Origin of the sequence: Micromonospora sp. CPCC 206171 (genome assembly GCF_036906755.1) — a bacterium.
GTDB classification, from domain to species: domain Bacteria; phylum Actinomycetota; class Actinomycetes; order Mycobacteriales; family Micromonosporaceae; genus Micromonospora; species Micromonospora purpureochromogenes.
In genome coordinates this window covers 17,498-34,711 of the sequence record NZ_JBAKHT010000013.1, presented here as the reverse complement: position 1 = coordinate 34,711, position 17,214 = coordinate 17,498, and the positions used below count along the sequence as shown (strand labels likewise).

Annotated in this window: 19 protein-coding genes; 10 read left to right on the top strand and 9 right to left on the bottom strand. The window is 73.1% G+C overall.

What is annotated here, in order from left to right:
- Nucleotides 1-81: 81 nt before the first annotated feature.
- Together V6U89_RS16650 and V6U89_RS16645 are read left to right on the top strand one after the other, a co-directional pair.
- Nucleotides 82-1,065 carry a hypothetical protein gene (locus V6U89_RS16650; protein WP_334572091.1) on the top strand — a complete coding sequence of 328 codons (984 nt, stop codon included), beginning with the start codon at nt 82-84 and terminating at the stop codon, nt 1,063-1,065.
- A 602-nt stretch (nt 1,066-1,667) separates the two neighbouring features.
- Nucleotides 1,668-2,378, top strand: a complete 711-nt coding sequence (locus tag V6U89_RS16645; protein ID WP_334572090.1) for a C39 family peptidase — start codon at nt 1,668-1,670, stop codon at nt 2,376-2,378.
- Nucleotides 2,379-2,556: 178 nt separating this feature from the next.
- Here the strand turns inward: V6U89_RS16645 and tatC are convergent, their stop codons facing one another.
- The 5 genes from tatC to V6U89_RS16620 all read right to left on the bottom strand — a co-directional run bounded on the left by tatC (nt 2,557) and on the right by V6U89_RS16620 (nt 6,333).
- On the bottom strand, nt 2,557-3,510 hold the full coding sequence (gene tatC, locus V6U89_RS16640; protein ID WP_334572088.1) for a twin-arginine translocase subunit TatC: 954 nt from the start codon (nt 3,508-3,510) through the stop codon (nt 2,557-2,559).
- 18 nt (nt 3,511-3,528) lie between these two features.
- On the bottom strand, nt 3,529-3,840 hold the full coding sequence (gene tatA / locus V6U89_RS16635) for a Sec-independent protein translocase subunit TatA (RefSeq protein ID WP_238448139.1): 312 nt from the start codon (nt 3,838-3,840) through the stop codon (nt 3,529-3,531).
- A gap of 213 nt (nt 3,841-4,053) precedes the next feature.
- Nucleotides 4,054-4,302, bottom strand: coding sequence for a hypothetical protein (locus V6U89_RS16630; protein ID WP_334572085.1), 249 nt, complete (start codon nt 4,300-4,302; stop codon nt 4,054-4,056).
- Nucleotides 4,303-4,312: 10 nt separating this feature from the next.
- Complete coding sequence (locus tag V6U89_RS16625; protein ID WP_334572084.1) at nt 4,313-5,338, bottom strand: helix-turn-helix transcriptional regulator; 1,026 nt, start codon at nt 5,336-5,338, stop codon at nt 4,313-4,315.
- Entirely contained in the window at nt 5,335-6,333 is a 999-nt protein-coding gene (locus V6U89_RS16620) for a helix-turn-helix transcriptional regulator (protein ID WP_334572082.1), read from the bottom strand. Before V6U89_RS16620 ends, V6U89_RS16625 begins: the two co-directional genes overlap by 4 nt.
- A gap of 114 nt (nt 6,334-6,447) precedes the next feature.
- Between V6U89_RS16620 and V6U89_RS16615 the strand changes: the two genes are divergently transcribed.
- Both V6U89_RS16615 and V6U89_RS16610 read left to right on the top strand, forming a co-directional pair.
- Nucleotides 6,448-7,446, top strand: coding sequence for a cation diffusion facilitator family transporter (locus V6U89_RS16615; protein WP_334572080.1), 999 nt, complete (start codon nt 6,448-6,450; stop codon nt 7,444-7,446).
- 43 nt (nt 7,447-7,489) lie between these two features.
- The gene (locus V6U89_RS16610) at nt 7,490-8,575 is read left to right on the top strand and encodes a DUF3866 family protein (protein WP_334572078.1); all 1,086 of its coding nucleotides are present in this window, start codon (nt 7,490-7,492) and stop codon (nt 8,573-8,575) included.
- Nucleotides 8,576-8,601: 26 nt separating this feature from the next.
- Here the strand turns inward: V6U89_RS16610 and V6U89_RS16605 are convergent, their stop codons facing one another.
- From V6U89_RS16605 to rfbA, 4 genes are all read right to left on the bottom strand, one after another.
- A complete protein-coding gene (locus V6U89_RS16605; RefSeq protein ID WP_154937302.1) occupies nt 8,602-8,796 on the bottom strand; it encodes a hypothetical protein in 195 nt (64 codons plus the stop codon).
- Nucleotides 8,797-8,855: 59 nt separating this feature from the next.
- A complete protein-coding gene (gene pafA, locus V6U89_RS16600) occupies nt 8,856-10,214 on the bottom strand; it encodes a Pup--protein ligase (protein WP_334572075.1) in 1,359 nt (452 codons plus the stop codon).
- A gap of 68 nt (nt 10,215-10,282) precedes the next feature.
- On the bottom strand, nt 10,283-10,906 hold the full coding sequence (locus V6U89_RS16595; RefSeq protein WP_334572073.1) for a dTDP-4-dehydrorhamnose 3,5-epimerase family protein: 624 nt from the start codon (nt 10,904-10,906) through the stop codon (nt 10,283-10,285).
- A complete protein-coding gene (rfbA, locus tag V6U89_RS16590; protein ID WP_210776249.1) occupies nt 10,906-11,793 on the bottom strand; it encodes a glucose-1-phosphate thymidylyltransferase RfbA in 888 nt (295 codons plus the stop codon). The genes V6U89_RS16595 and rfbA overlap by 1 nt, the downstream gene beginning before the upstream one ends.
- A gap of 88 nt (nt 11,794-11,881) precedes the next feature.
- On the opposite strand from rfbA, the gene rfbB reads away from it, so the two are divergent.
- Genes rfbB through V6U89_RS16560 form a run of 6 tightly spaced genes read left to right on the top strand, consistent with a single transcriptional unit; the run spans nt 11,882 to nt 17,176 of the window.
- Complete coding sequence (gene rfbB, locus V6U89_RS16585; protein ID WP_334572071.1) at nt 11,882-12,883, top strand: dTDP-glucose 4,6-dehydratase; 1,002 nt, start codon at nt 11,882-11,884, stop codon at nt 12,881-12,883.
- Complete coding sequence (rfbD, locus tag V6U89_RS16580; RefSeq protein WP_334572068.1) at nt 12,880-13,767, top strand: dTDP-4-dehydrorhamnose reductase; 888 nt, start codon at nt 12,880-12,882, stop codon at nt 13,765-13,767. The genes rfbB and rfbD overlap by 4 nt, the downstream gene beginning before the upstream one ends.
- Nucleotides 13,764-14,150 (top strand): DUF2304 domain-containing protein, encoded by a 387-nt coding sequence (locus V6U89_RS16575; protein ID WP_154937316.1) that lies wholly within the window; start codon nt 13,764-13,766, stop codon nt 14,148-14,150. The genes rfbD and V6U89_RS16575 overlap by 4 nt, the downstream gene beginning before the upstream one ends.
- On the top strand, nt 14,143-14,844 hold the full coding sequence (locus V6U89_RS16570) for a glycosyltransferase family 2 protein (protein ID WP_334572067.1): 702 nt from the start codon (nt 14,143-14,145) through the stop codon (nt 14,842-14,844). The genes V6U89_RS16575 and V6U89_RS16570 overlap by 8 nt, the downstream gene beginning before the upstream one ends.
- Nucleotides 14,841-16,151, top strand: a complete 1,311-nt coding sequence (locus tag V6U89_RS16565; protein ID WP_334572065.1) for a polysaccharide biosynthesis protein — start codon at nt 14,841-14,843, stop codon at nt 16,149-16,151. The genes V6U89_RS16570 and V6U89_RS16565 overlap by 4 nt, the downstream gene beginning before the upstream one ends.
- Complete coding sequence (locus V6U89_RS16560) at nt 16,148-17,176, top strand: glycosyltransferase family 2 protein (protein WP_334572063.1); 1,029 nt, start codon at nt 16,148-16,150, stop codon at nt 17,174-17,176. Before V6U89_RS16565 ends, V6U89_RS16560 begins: the two co-directional genes overlap by 4 nt.
- Nucleotides 17,177-17,214 lie beyond the last annotated feature (38 nt).

The window sequence follows — 17,214 nt, the reverse complement described above, 5'->3', positions numbered from 1 at the left end:
GCCCCCGGACGGGGCGGGAGCTGACCTGTCGGCCCCCGACGCTGCCCCGAGCACGGGCAGCCGGCCCTCGTCGACGAACTGATGTCCGGCCGGGACAGCCTGGGGCTGCACCTCACCCGGCCGTCACCCGGCGCGTATCAGGAGTCCGCTGCGGCCCCGCGGCTCTGGCCGGCCGAGCGGACGAAGCCCGAGCAGCCGGGGCCCCCACAGCGCGGCCTACGGTTCTTCGCGGCGCTGCTGGGGCTGCTCGGGATCTCCGCCACGGTGACGTTCGCCGCGCCCGGCCCGGCGAGAGCGTCGGCCCTACCCGCCCCGGCCCGGGACGGGCCCACCTGCCCGACCGAACCGGCGCCGGACGAGCCCACCGGTTCGTCCTCGATCAACCCGAGCGGGTACGCCACGGCGCACCGGAACGCCCTCGCCCTCAGCGGCCTCGGCCCGTCTTACGGGGGCCAGAGCGACGAGGAGGCTGCCGGGACGCAGCCGGAGCGTGCGGTGGCGCCCGGTCCGCCACCGCCCGCGACCCTGCTGGCCACCAGCTCGGGGCCGATCGTCCTGGCTCTCGACTGCGCCCACCCCGAGCCGACCCCGACCGCCCCCGGGGCCGGGAGAACCCTGCCGCGGATCCCCGCCGAGCCCGGCCAGCCGCTGGTCGCGAAAAGCCCGGTCCAGCTGACCGGCTCCACCATGACCATGACGGGGCTGCGGATCGAGGGGATCGTCGAGCTACCCACCGCCGGCGGCACCCTGCGGGCCTTGAAGTTCAGCATGGATCGGGTGATGACCGACGACGCCCGGCTGCGCACGCCCGGCCCGGCCGGCCGCACCGTGCGGGTCGCCACCGATCAGCTGACGCTCAGCGGCGAGGTCGCCGTCTACGCCACCCGATTCGTCGGACGAATCCTGGGCGTGACGATCACCCTGAGCCCGGACCTGCCACTCCCCCCGGGGATCGCCACCACCCCGCCGGGCCCGGTCACGTTCAGTGGCGTGGCTGTCGACCTGGCCTTCCTGGAGGGCCGCTCGCTCACCGCCCGGCCAGCGCTGGAGCTCAGGGTGAACTGACGACCGCGAGGTTGCTGCCGGGCAGCGCTGGACCCCTCGTCAGACCCCGGGATGCGGTCCTCACCGCCGGGCGAGGTCGGGCCGAGGGACGCCCTGCGGGCACCGTGGCTCACGTACGTAGCCTGACTGTGCCGGCCGGCCGTCCGGAGCCACGACGAGGCGGTGGGCGGCCGGAAGACCCTATCCCCGCCCACACCCCGACGACACCGGCGAGGACGCTAAGCCGTCAACGAGGCCGATCCGGCTCGTACGACGCCCCGCTCGATGACCACCTCCACCGGGCCAACAAAATGCCGCCCGTCAGGCCTCCCGGAAGGCCCACTGGACCGGGACAATCCGCGCATCGGTGCATAGCCGCCCGCCCGCCGCGTGGGATGACCCGGCTCCGACATCCCTCACGTCGCACCCGGTCCCACCGCCACCTTTCGCACCAACCGCCGCGCGCCCCGAGCCCCTTCTACTCCTCCTGCGCGATTTCCGCGCGTGATTGGGCAAAGCCGGCCGGAACCCCCGCTACTCGGGTAGTGTCGCGCGTTTTCGCGGACCGGGCCCGGGTAAGCGGCGGGCGAAGGCCGGTAAGACCAGTCGAGGGGAGCATCACGATGAATTCCCTGTTCCGTAAGAGCGTGCTGTCCGTTGCCGTGCTGGCCAGCGGCGCCTTCACTGGTTCGGCGATCGCTGCCCAGGCGTCCGCCGACCCGATGACCCCGTCGCATCCAGCCCCGGTGCAGAGCGTGCCCGCCTCCGTCGACCAGCCTCCGCCGCCGCCCGCGCCCCCGCCGGCTCCTCCGCCGGCTCCTCCGCCGGAGGACGGTCAGCGAGTGCTGCACTACGACTATCAGCGACAGCCGAACGAGTACTACTGCGCGCCCGCCGCTACCCGGATCGCCCTGTCCACGCAGGGCAAGGTGGTGAGCCAACGTGAGGTCGCCGACAAGCTGGGCACCACGCAGGCCGGCACCGACTCTGTCGACGCCACCACCCGGGTGCTGAACGAGATGACCGCCGGCGGCTACGAGACCACCGAGATCCAGAGCGCCGAGGCCGACCCGCAGCAGGAAGCCAAGCTGCGTACCGACGTGGTGGAGGCGGTCGACGCCAACCGGGGCGTGGTAGCCAACATCATGGGCACCTCGGTCGACACCGAGGGCAACCGCTACTCGTACGAGGGCGGACACTATCTGACCATCGTCGGATACCGCGACGGCGGTGACACCATGAAGGTCGCCGACCCGTACGACCCGACGAAGACCTACTGGATGACCGACGACAAGCTCGCCGACTGGATCGCCGCGCGCGGCTACTCGAGTTAGCCCCGATCAGGACGTTCCCGCCGGCCGGGTCCCGAAAGGGGGCCCGGCCCATGCCTGTCCCGACCCGTCGCCGTTCCCTGACCTTGCGCCGGCTCCGTCGTTGGGCGGGGATGACACGGCGACGCCGCCCCCGGCAGGCGGAGGCGGCGTCGTGGACGGTTCGAAGTGCGGAACGCCGTCAGGTCATGTCGTCGAAGCGGCGATCGATCGGGGCCGGCGCGGCGACCGGCGCGGGCGCCCCGACCGGCCCGGAGAAGTCCACCGCGGCGGACGCCTCGACCGGCTCGTTGTCCAGCTCCAGCGGCGACACCTCGTCGTCGCTGAGGTCGGAGTAGATCTCCTTGCCCCGACCCCGGCGCCTGTCGTTGAGGAAGGCCACCCCGACCGCGGCGAAGTAGAGCGCGCAGAGGCAGATCGCCAGCGCGGTCATGCCGAACGGGTCGGGGGTCGGCGTGACCACCGCCGAGAAGGCGAAGAACACGAAGACCGCCACCCGCCACCAGCTCAGCAGCTTCCGCGCGCTGGCCAGGCCGACGAAGTTGAGCATCAGCACGATCAACGGGAACTCGAACGCCACCCCGAACAGCAGGATCAGGTTGGTGACGAACGAGATGTACCGGGTGACCTCCAGCGTCGTGGAGATGTCGTCACCCGACACATCCAGCAGGAACTCCAGGCCCTTGGTGGTCACGAAGAACGCCAGCACCGCACCGGCCGCGAAGAGCGGAGCGGCGAGCGCCGTGAAGACGTAGGCGTACCGCCGCTCGTGCCGGTGCAGGCCTGGCGCGATGAACGCCCAGAGCTGGTAGAGCCAGACCGGTGCCGCGATGATCAGCCCGACCCAGAGACCGATCTTCAGGTTAAGCAGGAAGACATCGGCCACACCGAGCTGGACGAACTTGCAGAGCCCGGTTTCGGGGTCCTTAGCCTGCGGCAGGTCGCAGTAGGGCTTGGACAACAGCTCCCGGACCGGCGTCGCCAGCCAGATGCCGAAGCCGAAGCCGACCAGGATCGCCAGCGAGGCGCGGAAGAGACGGTTGCGCAGCTCACGGATGTGCTCCATGAGCGTCATGGATCCGTCGGCGGCCCGTTCGAACTCGCTCGGGCCGCGCTTGCGGAGCGCGAAGGCCACGGTGCTCGGGCCCTTCGGTCAGTTGTCGCGGACGCGCTGCACCGGGTCGACCGGCGGGGCGACCGGCTGCTGCGGGGCCTGCTGCGGGGCGAACTGCTGCTGCGCGTACGGCTGCTGACCCGCGTGCGGCGGCAGCGGCTGGTAGCCGGCCTGCGCGTCGGCCTTCTCAGCCAGGTCGCGGTCGTCGTCCTGCAGGCTCTTGGTCTCCGCCTTGATGATCCGCAGCGAGCGGCCCAGCGAGCGGGCCGCGTCGGGGAGCCGCTTCGCGCCGAAGAGCAGGATCAGCACGACCACGAGTACGGCGATGTGCCACGGCTTGAGGGCACCCATGGGAAGCTCCAGTCGCTCTGTGTCGAAGGGTGTGTCGCAGCCCATCGTACGTGCGTCGAGAGCCGTTGCCACCCGCCGGGCCGCTGGTGACGCGTCCGGCCGGTGAAGTCTTGACCACCCTCGCGTGTCCCGTCAACCACCTGGCGACGTCCATCCGTGCGCGAAAGGCACCCGGATCGCGCACCCGGCGCGCGATTCACCGACCGGGGTCGATCACTTACCCCGCTTGGCCTTGATCAGCTCCACCCGCTGCTGGGTCGTCTCGACCTGCCGGTGGAGCGTCTCGGCCCGCCCGGCGAGCGCCTCGGCGGCCTCGCGCAGGGCGTCCGCGTCGGCCTGGCGTCGCTGCAGCGCCACCGCCGCCCGCCGCAGCCGGGGCAGCCGCGCCAGCACCGGCCGGACCGCCAGGGCCAGCACGACCAGCGCGAGCAGCACCACCGCGAGAACGATCCACTTCACCACGGCGGTCAGCCTACTGGGTGACGGCCCCCACCGCCGGGTCGGCCGACGGCGTGCCGTCGCCCACCGGGGTGCCGTACGCCTCCAGGGCGGCGAGCGCCTGTGCCCGCACCTGATCGGCCAGCTCGGCCGGGGCCACCACGGTGACGTCCGGCCCCAGCCCGAGCACGAACCGGCGGGCCCAGCCCAGGTCGGTCACCCGCAGCGAGACCAGCCATTGGTCGCCGTCGCCGGCCTCCACCCGCTCGCACGGGTAGTACTCGGTGATCCACCGCTCGCCGCGACCGATCCGCAGGGTGATCAGCGGCAGGTCCGGCGAGGGGCGGAACACCCCGTCGGTGAGGTCGTGCGGGCGCGCCTGCGGCGGCACCACCGCCGGCTCGTCCAGCTCGGCGACCGCGTCGATCCGATCGGCCCGGAACAGCCGGACCGCCTCGGCCCGGCGGCACCACGCCTCCACGTACGCCCGGCCGCCGACCATCAGCATCCGCAGCGGGTCGATGGTGCGCTCGCTGGTCTCGTCCCGCGCCGCCGTGTAGTAGGTGATCCGCAGCGCCCGGCCGCCCTCGACCGCCGAGCGCAGCGCCTCGACCTGGCGGGTGTCCCCGGGCAGCCGCACCGCCACCGGCGCGCCGACCAGGTCGCCGGCCGCGTTCTCGATCTTCGCCAGGGCCCGCTCCACGGCCTCCCGGTTGGCCACCCCGGGCGTCTCCGCGAGCATCCGCAGCGCCACCACCAGGGCCAGCGCCTCGTCCGGGGTCAACCGCAGCGGCCGGTCGATGCCGGCGTCGTAGGTGATGGTGACCCGGTCGCCGTCGAACGCCATGTCGATCAGGTCGCCCGGGCCGTAGCCCGGCAGCCCGCAGACCCAGAGCAGCTCCAGGTCCTCGCGCAGCTGTCGTTCGGTGACGCCCAGGTCGCCGGCCGCCTCGGCGATCTCGATGCCGGGCCGGGCGAGCAGGTACGGCACCAGGTTGAGCAGCCGGGCCAACCGGTCGGCGGAGGTGCGGGAGCCGCCCCGGGCGGCCGGCCGGGTCACCGGGGGCCTCCGGCCACGGCCAGGTCGTCCTGCCGGACGGCGATCTCCTTGAGCCGTTGGATCACCGCGTCGCGCACCTCCGGCGGTTCCAGCACCCGCACGTCCGGGCCGTACCCGACGAGGTGGCCGGCGAGGGAGTCCGGGTCGGCGTACGGCAGGACCAGCCGGTCGCCGTCCGGGCCCGGCAGGGTCTGCACGGCCCAGCGCCGCAGGCCGGCGGCGCGGCCCGGCGCGGCCAGCACGGTGGCCCGGCCGGTGCGCTCGACCGGCCCGGACCAGCGGGCCACGTGGCTGATCAGGTCGACCCCGGCGGGCGGCTCGTAGCCGCCCGGCTCGCCGGTCACCCGAACCCCGCCGACGACCCGGGAGAGCCGGAAGCAGCGGGTCGCCGCCCGGTCCAGGTCGTGGCCGACCACGTACCAGCGGCCGCGCCAGCAGACCACGCCCCACGGCTGCAACCGGCGGCGGGTCGGCGCGTCCCGGTCGGGCACCCGGTAGTCGAAGCCGACCTCGCGCCGGTCCCGCGCGGCGGCGGTCAGCGGCGCGAACGCCGGATCGACCGTGACCATCGGCTCCAGGCCCAGGGTGGCCTGCGGGTCCACGTCGACGCCGGCCGCGCGCAGCTTCGCCAGCCCGGAGGAGGCGGCGGCGGCCAGCCCGGCGTGCTGCCACAGCCGCGCGGCGATGCCCACCGCGGCGGCCTCGTCGGGCTCCAGGGGGATCTCCGGCAGGGCGTACTCCCGGTGGGCGATCCGGTAGCCGGGCTCGGCGTCGAAGACGCTGGCCGTGCCGGTCTCCAGCGGCACGCCCAGCTCGCGCAGCTCGGCCTTGTCCCGCTCGAACTTGCGCTGGAACGCCTCGTGCTCCTTGGCGTCGTCCGGATCGTGCTCGTAACCGGGCACGGTCGCGGCGATCTGCGCGGCGGTCAGGAACCGTCGCGTGGAGAGAAGACAGATCACCAGGTTGACCAGGCGTTCGGTACGGCTCCGCGACACGTGTGAACGCTAGCAGCCCGGGCGCCGCGGCCGTGCACCCGCGCGGGCGCGGCGTGCGACGCAGTGCCGCCGGTCACCGGGCGGTGGCGACCCGACCGCCCTAGGGTGAGGCGCATGTCGGAGGGCGAGGTCAAGGCCGAGAGCGTCGGCACCGTCGTGGTGGCCGGCGCGGCGAACCTCGCCATCGCGGTGGCCAAGCTGGTCGCCGGCCTGATCTCCGGCTCCGCGGCGATGCTCTCCGAGGCCGCCCACTCGGTCGCCGACACCACCACCGAGGTGCTGCTGTACCTGGCGCTGCGCCGCGGCGCGCGGCCCGCCGACACCCGGCACCCCTTCGGGTACGGCAAGGAGAGCTACGTCTGGGCGTTCCTCGCCGCGCTGTTCACCTTCGTCGCCGGGGCGGGCTTCGCCATCACCCACGGGGTGACCACCATCCTGGTGCACCGGCACAGCGGGGAGTACCTCGTCTCCTACGTCGTGCTGGGGGTGTCCTTCGTCATCGAGTCGGTCTCGCTGACCCGGGCGGTGCGCCAGGTGCGCAACGAGTCGCGCCGCTGGCGGACCAGCCCCCGCCGGTTCCTGCGGCTGACCGCCGACACCACCGTCAAGGCGGTGTTCCTGGAGGACAGCGCCGCCCTCGTCGGTCTGTTCCTCGCCGCCGTCGGGCTGGGCCTGTCCCACCTCACCGGCGACGAGCTGTGGGACGGACTCGCCTCGATCGGGATCGGTCTGCTGCTGCTCGTGGTGGCGACCATCCTGGCCTGGAGCAACCTGTCGCTGCTGGTCGGCCGGTCCGTGCCGGACCGGCTGCACCGCGAGATCGAGCGGGAACTGGCCGAACTGCCGACGGTCTTCCGGGTCGACACGCTGATGACCATGCTGCTCGGCCCGGAGGAGATCCTGGTCGCCGCCAAGGTCGACTTCCACGACCAGGCCACCGGCGCCGACATCGAGGCCGCCGCCGACGAGGCCGAGCGCCGGCTCACCGACCGCTACCCGGAGATCCGGTTCGTCTTCCTCGATCCCACGAGCTCGATGCCCGGCAGCAACGGGCGGCGGGCCCGGCGCATCCAGGACCAGGAGCAGGACCACCGGCGGCCCGGCCCGCCCTGACCCGGGCGCGGCGCCGCCGCCGGGCGCGGATAGCGTGCCCGGCATGGTGCGATGGCGGTCCGGAACGGTGACGGCGGTACGACGGCGGTGGGCCGGCGCGGTCGAACTCGACGTCGACCTGCCCGACGGCGGCGCCCTGCGCGCCCTGGCGTACCCCGCCCTGGTCGGCGACCCGGTGCCCGGCGACCGGGTGCTGCTCAACGCCGGTGCCCTGCTGATGGGGTTGGGCACCGGCGGTTACGCCCTGGTCGTGGCGCTGCCCGACCGGCTGCCGTCGGACCGGCCGCAGGCGGGCGACAGCCGCGACGCCGGCCACCTGGTCAAGGCCCGCTACACCCCGTTGCAGGCGATCGTGCTCGGGGTGGACGAGGAGGCGTCGGAGCACCACGAGCTGCTGGCCCGGGCGGAGAGCCTGGACGGGCTGCCCGTGGTCACCGCCGACCTGCACTCGGCGCTGCCGGCGATCCTGGCCGGCGTGCGCGCCGACTCCCCCGACGCCCGGGTGGCGTACCTGCTCACCGACGGGGGCGCGCTGCCGGCCTGGTTCTCCCGCACGCTGGACGGGCTGCGCGGCGAGCTGGTGGGCACGGTCAGCGTCGGGCAGGCGTTCGGCGGGGACCTGGAGGCCACCACCCTGCACAGCGGCCTGCTGGCCGCCCGGCACGTGCTCCGCGCCGACGTGGCGATCGTCGCCCAGGGCCCGGGCAACCTGGGCACCGGGACCACCTGGGGCTTCTCCGGGGTCGCCGTCGGCGAGGCGGTCAACGCGATCGCCGCCCTCGGCGGCCGGCCGGTCGGCTCGCTGCGGATCTCCGACGCCGATCAGCGCCCCCGGCACCGCGGCGTCTCCCACCACAGCCTCACCGCGTACGGCCGGGTCGCCCTCGCCCCGGCGGACCTCGTCGTACCCGACGGGCTGGATCCGGCGCTGGCGGCGGAGGTGGACGCCGCGCTGGCCCCGCTCGCGGGGCGGCACACCCTGGTCCGGGTGCCGACCGACGGCCTGGACGCGGCGCTGCGCGCCTCGCCGGTGACGCTGTCCACCATGGGCCGGGGCCTGGACGCCGACCACGCCTACTTCCTGGCGGCGGCCGCCGCCGGCCGGCACGCGGCCCGCCTGGCGGCCTGACCGGCCCGGCGCGGCGCAGCGCGGGATCAGCCGACGAGGAAGATCAGTGCCAGCCAGCCGCCGACGATGGCGATCAGCGCGACCGCGAGCACCCAGGTCGGCACGGTGTACTCGCCACGGCGGTTGCGCTCGATCTCGGCGCGGATCTTCTCCCGGCGCCGTTCGACCCAGTTCAACTTCTCGGTGCCGCGATCGCGGTCGGAGGGTGAGGAAGTGTTCATCGCGACGCCAGCGTACCGGTGCGGCGGCGGCCGGTGCCGGGCACCGGCCGCCGACGTCCTCACATGCTGGCGATCAGGCGTTCCACCCGCTCGTCGTACGCCCGGAACGGGTCCTTGCAGAGCACGGTGCGCTGCGCCTGGTCGTTGAGCTTCAGGTGCACCCAGTCGACGGTGAAGTCGCGCCGCTTCTCCTGGGCGTGCCGGATGAACTCGCCGCGCAGCCGGGCCCGGGTGGTCTGCGGCGGGGTCTCCTTCGCCTCGAAGATCTCCGGGTCGGTGGCGATCCGGTCGACCTGCCCGCGCCGCTCCAGCAGCCCGTAGAGGCCCCGGCCGCGCCGCAGGTCGTGGTAGGCCAGGTCCATCTGGGCCACCCGGGGGTGCGACAGCGGCAGGTCGTGCTTGCGCTGGTAGCGCTCGATCAGCCGCAGCTTGGTCACCCAGTCGATCTCGCGGGCCACCGGGTCCAGGTCGCCGCTCTCCACCGCGCCGAGCACCCGGCCCCACAGCTCCACCACCCGCTTGGCGGTCTGGTCGCCGCCCCGGCGCTCGACGAACTCGGTCGCCTTGGCCAGGTATTCCTGCTGGATCTCCAGCGCGCTGACCTCCTTGCCGGAGGCCAGCCGCACCTTGCGCCGGCCGGTGATGTCGTGCGACACCTCCCGGATGGCCCGGATCGGGTTCTCCAGCGTCAGGTCGCGCATCACCACCCCGGCCTCGATCATCCGCAGCACGATGTCGGCGCTGCCGACCTTGAGCAGCGTGGTGACCTCGTTCATGTTCGAGTCACCGACGATCACGTGCAGCCGGCGGTACCGCTCGGCGTCCGCGTGCGGCTCGTCGCGGGTGTTGATGATCGGACGGCTGCGGGTGGTCGCCGAGGAGACGCCCTCCCAGATGTGCTCCGCCCGCTGGGACAGGCAGTACACCGCGCCGCGCGGGGTCTGCAGCACCTTGCCGGCGCCGCAGATCAGCTGGCGGGTGACCAGGAACGGGATGAGCACGTCGGCCAGCCGGCCGAACTCCCCGTGCCGGGAGACCAGGTAGTTCTCGTGGCAGCCGTACGAGTTTCCGGCCGAGTCGGTGTTGTTCTTGAACAGGTAGATCTCACCGGCGATGCCCTCGTCGTGCAGCCGCTTCTCGGCGTCGACGAGCAACCCCTCCAGGATCCGCTCGCCGGCCCGGTCGTGGGCCACCAGGTCCACCACCGAGTCGCACTCCGGGGTGGCGTACTCCGGGTGCGAGCCGACGTCCAGGTAGAGCCGGGCACCGTTGCGCAGGAACACGTTGCTGGACCGGCCCCACGACACGACGCGGCGGAAGAGGTACCGGGCGACCTCGTCAGGGGACAGCCGACGCTGCCCGCGGTAGGTACAGGTGACGCCGTACTCGGTCTCGAGGCCGAAGATTCGCCGCTCCATGCTGTGACACTAGCCGCCCGGAGGCCCCGTTCGTCACTGTCACCGCACAGGTCGTGCTCTCCGGTCGATCACATACCGTCCGAGTACGACATTCCGTCCGGCCGCAGGCTCGCCGCGAACGCCCGGCAGGCCTCGTACTCCGGCAGCAGGCCGGACTCGCGGGCCTGCGCCAGCGTCGGCGCGGCGGCGTCCCGGGCGGAGAGCTGCGGGGCCTCGGCCGGCCACTCGATGGCCAGGTCGGCGTCGAGCGGGTGCACCGCGTGCTCGCCGGTCGGGTTGTAGGTGGTCGAGCAGAGGTAGCTCAGCGTCGCGTCGTCGGTCAGCGCGCAGAAGCCGTGCCCCAGCCCCTCGCTGAGGTAGACCGCGCGCCGGTCGACGTCGTCGAGCCGGACGCCCTCCCACCGGCCGAACGTCGGCGAGCCGACCCGCAGGTCCACGATCACGTCCAGCACCGCGCCGCGCACGCAGGTGACGTACTTGGCCTGGCCCGGGGGCACGTCGGCGAAGTGGATGCCGCGCACCACGCCGCGCGCCGAGACCGACAGGTTGGCCTGGGCCAGCCGCAGCGGATGCCCGACCGCCTCGGCGAGCCGGTCGAAGCGGTACCACTCCATGAACAGCCCGCGCGGGTCGCCGTGCTGCTGCGGGCTGATCTCCCAGGCGCCCTCGATACCCAACTGCCGGATCTTCATCAGCGGGCCACCGCCTCGCCGTGCTTCTCGGCCAGCAGGCCGAGCAGGTAGTCGCCGTAACCGCTCTTGGTCAGCGGCTCGGCCAGCGCACGCAGCTGGTCGTCGTCGATCAGGCCGGCCCGCCAGGCCACCTCCTCGACGCAGCCGATCTTCATGCCCTGGCGCTCCTCGATCACCCGGACGAACTCGCCGGCCTGCATCATCGAGGCGAAGGTGCCGGTGTCCAGCCAGGCGGTGCCCCGGTCCAGCACGGTCACCGACAGCTCCCCGGCCTCCCGGTACGCCTCGTTGACCGCGGTGATCTCCAGCTCGCCCCGGGCGCTGGGCTTGAGGTCGCGGGCGATGCCCACCACCCGGTTGTCGTAGAAGTACAGGCCCGGCACCGCGTACCGGGACTTCGGCTTCTCCGGCTTCTCCTCGATCGACAGCACCTTGCCCTCGTCGTCGAAGTCGACCACGCCGTACGCCTCCGGGTTGGCCACCGGGTACGCGAACACCCGCCCGCCGACCGGGTCCCCGTGCGCGGCGAGCTGCCGGCCCAGGCCCGCGCCGTGGAAGATGTTGTCGCCCAGGATCAGCGCCACCGACTCGTCGCCGATGAAGTCCGCGCCGAGCACGAACGCCTGCGCGATGCCCTCCGGGCGGGCCTGGGTGACGTACTCCAGCCGCAGGCCCCACTGGCTGCCGTCACCGAGCAGCCGCTCGAACTGGGACTGGTCCTCCGGCGTCGTGATCACCAGGATCTCCCGCACCCCGGACATCACCAGGGTCGACAGCGGGTAGTACACCATCGGCTTGTCGAAGATCGGCATCAGCTGCTTGGAGACCGCCCGGGTGATCGGCCACAGCCGGGACCCGGTGCCACCAGCGAGAAGGATTCCACGCACCCGGGGAGACTACCTGCACCGGCGCGAACCGGACAGCGGGGTCGCCGTCCCCCGGGGTCCGCGAGGATTCGCGTACACTTCCGGACCCGTGAGGATTCTCGTCACCGGCGGAGCCGGATTCATCGGGTCGGAGTACGTACGGATGCTGCTGGGCGTGCCCGGCGGCGACGCTGCCGGGGTGCCCGCCGTGGAGCCCGCCGCGGTGACCGTCCTGGACAAGTTGACCTACTCGGGCAACCTGAACAACCTCGCGCCCGTGCGCGAGGACGCCCGGCTGCGCTTCGTGCAGGGCGACATCTGCGACCCGGCCCTGGTCGACCAGGTCGTCGCCGACCACGACGTGATCGTGCACTTCGCGGCCGAATCGCACGTCGACCGCTCGATCGCCGGCGCCGCGCCGTTCGTCACCACCAACGTGCTGGGCACCCAGACGCTGCTGGACGCCGCGCTGCGGCACGGCACCGGCCGCTTCGTGCACGTCTCCACCGACGAGGTGTACGGCTCGATCGACGAGGGCTCCTGGACGGAGACCTGGCCGCTGGCCCCGAACTCCCCGTACTCGGCCTCCAAGGCCGGCTCGGATCTGCTCGCGCTGGCCTACCACCGCACCCACGGCATGGACGTGGTGGTCACCCGCTGCTCCAACAACTACGGGCCGTACCAGTTCCCGGAGAAGGTCATCCCGCTGTTCGTGACCAACCTGCTCGACGGCGGCACCGTCCCGCTCTACGGCGACGGCGGCAACGTCCGCGACTGGCTGCACGTGCACGACCACTGCCGGGGCATCGCCCTGGTGCAGCAGAAGGGCCGCGCCGGCGAGGTCTACAACATCGGCGGCGGCACCGAGCTGAGCAACAAGGAGCTCACCGGCCGGCTGCTCGATGCGTGCGGCGCCGACTGGGACCGGGTGGTCCCGGTCGCCGACCGCAAGGGCCACGACCGCCGCTACTCGCTGGACATCAGCAAGATCAGCGCCGAGCTGGGGTACGCCCCGAGCATCGACCTGGACCGCGGCCTGGCCGAGACGGTGCAGTGGTACCGGGACAACCGGGCCTGGTGGGAGCCGCTGAAGGCGGCCAAGGGCGCATGAGCCGAGTGCTCGTCACCGGCGCGGGCGGGATGCTCGGCCGGGACCTGCTGGCCGTGCTCGCGACCCGGCCGGACCTCAAGGTGACCGCCGCCACCCGCACTGCGCTCGACATCACCGACGCCGAGGCCGTCCACGCCGCCGTCGCCGGCCACGACGTGGTGTTCAACACCGCCGCGTGGACCGACGTCGACGGCGCGGAACAGAACGAGGCGGCCGCCACCGCGGTCAACGGCGACGCCGTCGCGCACCTCGCGCGGGCCTGCGCCGCCACCGGCGCGCGGCTGCTGCACGTCTCCACCGACTACGTCTTCCCCGGGGACGCCGAGCAGCCGTACGCCGAGGACGCGCCCACCGACCCGGTCAACGCGTACGGCCGCAGCAAGCTGGCCGGGGAGCGGGCGGTGGCCCGATTCCTCCCGGAAACCGGCTACGTCGTCCGTACCGCGTGGCTCTACGGCGCGCACGGGCCGAACTTCGTGGCCACCATGCTCCGCCTGGCCGAGCAGCGCGAGCAGCTCGACGTGGTCGACGACCAGCAGGGCCAGCCCACCTGGTCGTACGCGCTGGCCACCCAGCTGGTGGCGCTGGCCGACGCGGCGCTGGCCGGCCGCGCCCCGGCCGGGGTCTACCACGGCACCTGCTCCGGCCGGACGACCTGGTGCGGACTGGCCCGCGCCACCTTCACCCTGGCCGGGCTCGACCCGGAGCGGGTGCGACCCACGACCAGCGACCGGTTTCCGCGTCCGGCCGCCCGACCGGCGTACAGTGTGCTAGGGCACGACCGCTGGGCGGCCGCAGGTCTTCCGCCGCTGCCGGACTGGCGTGACACGCTGTCCGACGCCTTCGACTCCCCCACTCCACCCGCCCCGTGGAAGGTCGCATGAAGCTCACCCTGGTCACCGGTCTGACCGGCCTGCTGCTGCTGGTCACCATCGTCGAGCTGCTGCGCCGCCGGCAGCTCCGCGAGAAGTACGGCATGCTCTGGCTGGCCGTACTGCTGATCGTCATTCCGCTGTCGCTGTTCCCCCGCCTGCTCGACAACGTGGCCGGCTTCTTCGGGGTGGTCTCCGGCGTCAGCCTCGTGCTCTTCCTCGGCATCGTCTTCCTGCTGCTGGTGTGCGTGCACCTCAGCTGGGAGGTCAGCGCCCTGGAGGAGGAGACCCGCACCCTGGCCGAAGACTTCGCCCTGCTCCGCGCCCAGGTCGACGCCGACCGCGCGGCCCGCACCGAATCAGCCCGAGACGAACTGGTGTCCCACGATGGTTAACGGCAAGCGCGTCCTGATCATCATCCCCGCGCTCAACGAGTCCGGCTCGATCGCCGAGGTCGTCGGCGAGGTCCGCGGCGAACTGCCCGGCGTCGACGTGCTGGTGGTCGACGACGGCTCCACCGACCGCACCGCGGCGGTGGCCGCCGCCGCCGGCGCCCGGGTCGCCAAGCTGCCGTACAACCTCGGCGTCGGCGGGGCCATGCGGCTCGGCTACCGGTACGCCCGGGACAACGACTACGACGTCGCCATCCAGATCGACGCCGACGGCCAGCACGACCCGCGCTACGTGCCGAAGCTCGTCGACCTGCTCGACGACACCGACCTGGTGATCGGCGCCCGCTTCGCCGGCGAGGGGGACTACACCGTCCGCGGCCCCCGCCGCTGGGCCATGGTCATGCTCTCCGCTGTGCTCTCGAAGGTCGCCAAGACCAGGCTCACCGACACCACGTCCGGTTTCCGCGCCGCCAACCGGCGGGTCATCGAGATGTTCGCCGGCTGGTACCCGGCCGAGTACCTCGGCGACACCGTCGAGACGCTGGTGCACACCGCCCGCCGCGGTTACAAGATCCGGCAGGTGCCGGTGGCCATGCGCAAGCGGATGGCCGGCACCCCGAGCCACTCCCCCGCCAAGGCGATGATCTACCTCGGTCGCGCGTTCGCGGTACTCACGCTGGCGCTCATCCGCCGGTGATCCGGCGGCTGCTCCACCTCGTCCCGCCCGGCACCCTCGCCGTGGGTGCCGGGCTGGCCCTGCTCGGGCTGGCCTCCTACGTTCACCTCGCGGTGGCCGGGCACAGCCTCACCGAGGCCGACTACTCCTCGCTGTCGGTGCTCTGGTCGATCGTCTTCACCCTCGGCATCGGCGTGTTCATGCCCGTCGAGCAGGAGGTCGCCCGGGTCGTCGCCGCCCGCCGCAGCCAGGGACTGCCGCCCGGCCCGGTGCTGGCCCGGGGCGCCGTCCTCGCCGCCGGGGTGCTCGCCGCGATGATCGTGGTGATCCTCGCCGCGCACGGGCCGCTCACCGACCGGCTCTTCGCCGGCGACGCCGCCATGGTCACCGTGCTGATCGGCGCGCTCGTCGCCATGGCCGTCGCCTACACCACCCGCGGCGTCCTCTCCGGCCTGCAACTCTTCCCCTGGTACGGCACCCAGCTCGGCGTCGACGGCGGACTGCGGATCGCCATGGTCGCCGTGCTCGGGCTCACCGGCGTCACCTCACCCCTGTGGTACGGGCTGGTGCTGGTGATCGCCCCGCTGGCCGGCGTACTGCTCACCCTGCCCCCGGTGCTGCGTGCCGCCGGCGGCGGCGTACCGGTCGCCTGGGGCGTCCTGCTGCGCGGCCTCGGCCTGCTCACGGTCTCCAGCCTGCTGTCGCAGGTCGTGGTGAACGTCGGCGTGATCAACGTACGGCTGCTCGACCCGTCCGACGTCACCACCGCCGGAGCGCTGCTCTCCGCGCTGGTGCTGGTCCGCATCCCGCTGTTCGTCTTCGCCTCCCTGCAGGCGTCCCTGCTGCCCGGGCTGGCCACCTCCGCCACCACCGGCGACCTGCGCGGCTTCCACAGCCTGCTGCGCCGGGCGCTCGGCATCGTCACCGCGCTCGGCGTCCTCGGCGCGATCGGCGCCATCGCCCTCGGCCCCTGGCTGGTCGGCACCCTCTTCGACGCCGCCGGCGTGCTCGGCCACGGCGACTTCGCCTGGCTGGCCGTGGCCACCCTGGCCTACCTGTGGGCGATGGTCCTCGGCCAGGCGCTGCTCGCCCTCGACCGGCACCGCGCCCAGGCCGTCGCCTGGGCCGTCGGCGTGGCCGCCCTGATCGCCGTGACCCTCACCCCGGCGTCGGTGGCGCTCCGCGTCGAGCTGGCCTACACGGTCGGCTCCGTCGTGGTGGCCGCCGCCATGGCGCTGCTGCTGCGCCGCCAGTCCCGCCCCACCCCCACCCCGACCCGGTCCCTCGACGACGCCCTGGCGACCGGAGTATCCGGAGGCATCCGATGACCCGCCCGCAGGTGACCGCGGTGATGCTGGCCTACGGCGCCGAGCCGTACCTGGTCGACGCCGCCCGGGCCGTGCTGGACAGCACCGGCGTCGACATCGACCTGATCGTGGTCGACAACGGCTGCACCGGCGACGGCATCGACGTCGTCAAGGGCTTCCCCGGCGTCCGGGTGATCCGCCCCGAGGAGAACACCGGCTACTCCGGCGGCTGCCGCGTCGGCGCCGCCGAGGCCACCGGCGAGTGGCTGGCCTTCGTCAACTCCGACGCGATCGTCGCCCCCGACGCCCTGGCCAAGGTCGTTGCCGTGGCCGGCGAGCCGGGCGTGGGGGCCGCGATGGCCTCCATCCGCCTCGCCGACGACCCGGAGCTGATCAACACCTCCGGCAACCCGCTGCACTTCACCGGGCTGTCCTGGGCCGGCGGCAACGGCGAGCCGGCCAGCGCCCACGCCGTCCGCACCACCGTGCCGTCGCTCAGCGGCTGCTGCTTCGTCATCAACCGGGAGCTGTGGCGGGAGCTGGACGGCTTCGCCGCCGAGTACTTCGCCTACCACGAGGACACCGAACTCAGCCTGCGGCTCTGGCAGCGCGGGCTCCGGCTGGAGTACGTCCCGGACGCCGTCGTGCGGCACCACTACGAGTTCTCCCGCAACGCCCTCAAGCTCTACCTGGTCGAGCGCAACCGGCTGGTCACGCTGCTCACCGCGTACGAGACCCGGACGCTGGTGGTGCTCGCCCCGGTCCTGCTGCTCACCGAGGCGGCCATGCTCGCCGCCGCGCTCGCCGGCGGTTGGGTCACGCAGAAGTTCCGCGGCTGGGGCTGGCTCTGGACCAACCGGGCCTGGCTGACGTCGCGCCGCCGGCAGCTCCAGGACGAGCGGATCGTGCCCGACGGGGTCATCGCCGAGCTGATGACCGCCCGGGTCGCCCCGTCGAACGTCGACTCGCCCCCCGGCATGGGCGTCTTCAACGCCATCGCCGCCGGCTACTGGGCCCTGGCCAAGCCGCTGCTGCGCAAGCGCTGACCGTCTCGCCGTGAACGGCCGTCCGGCAGTCGCCGGGC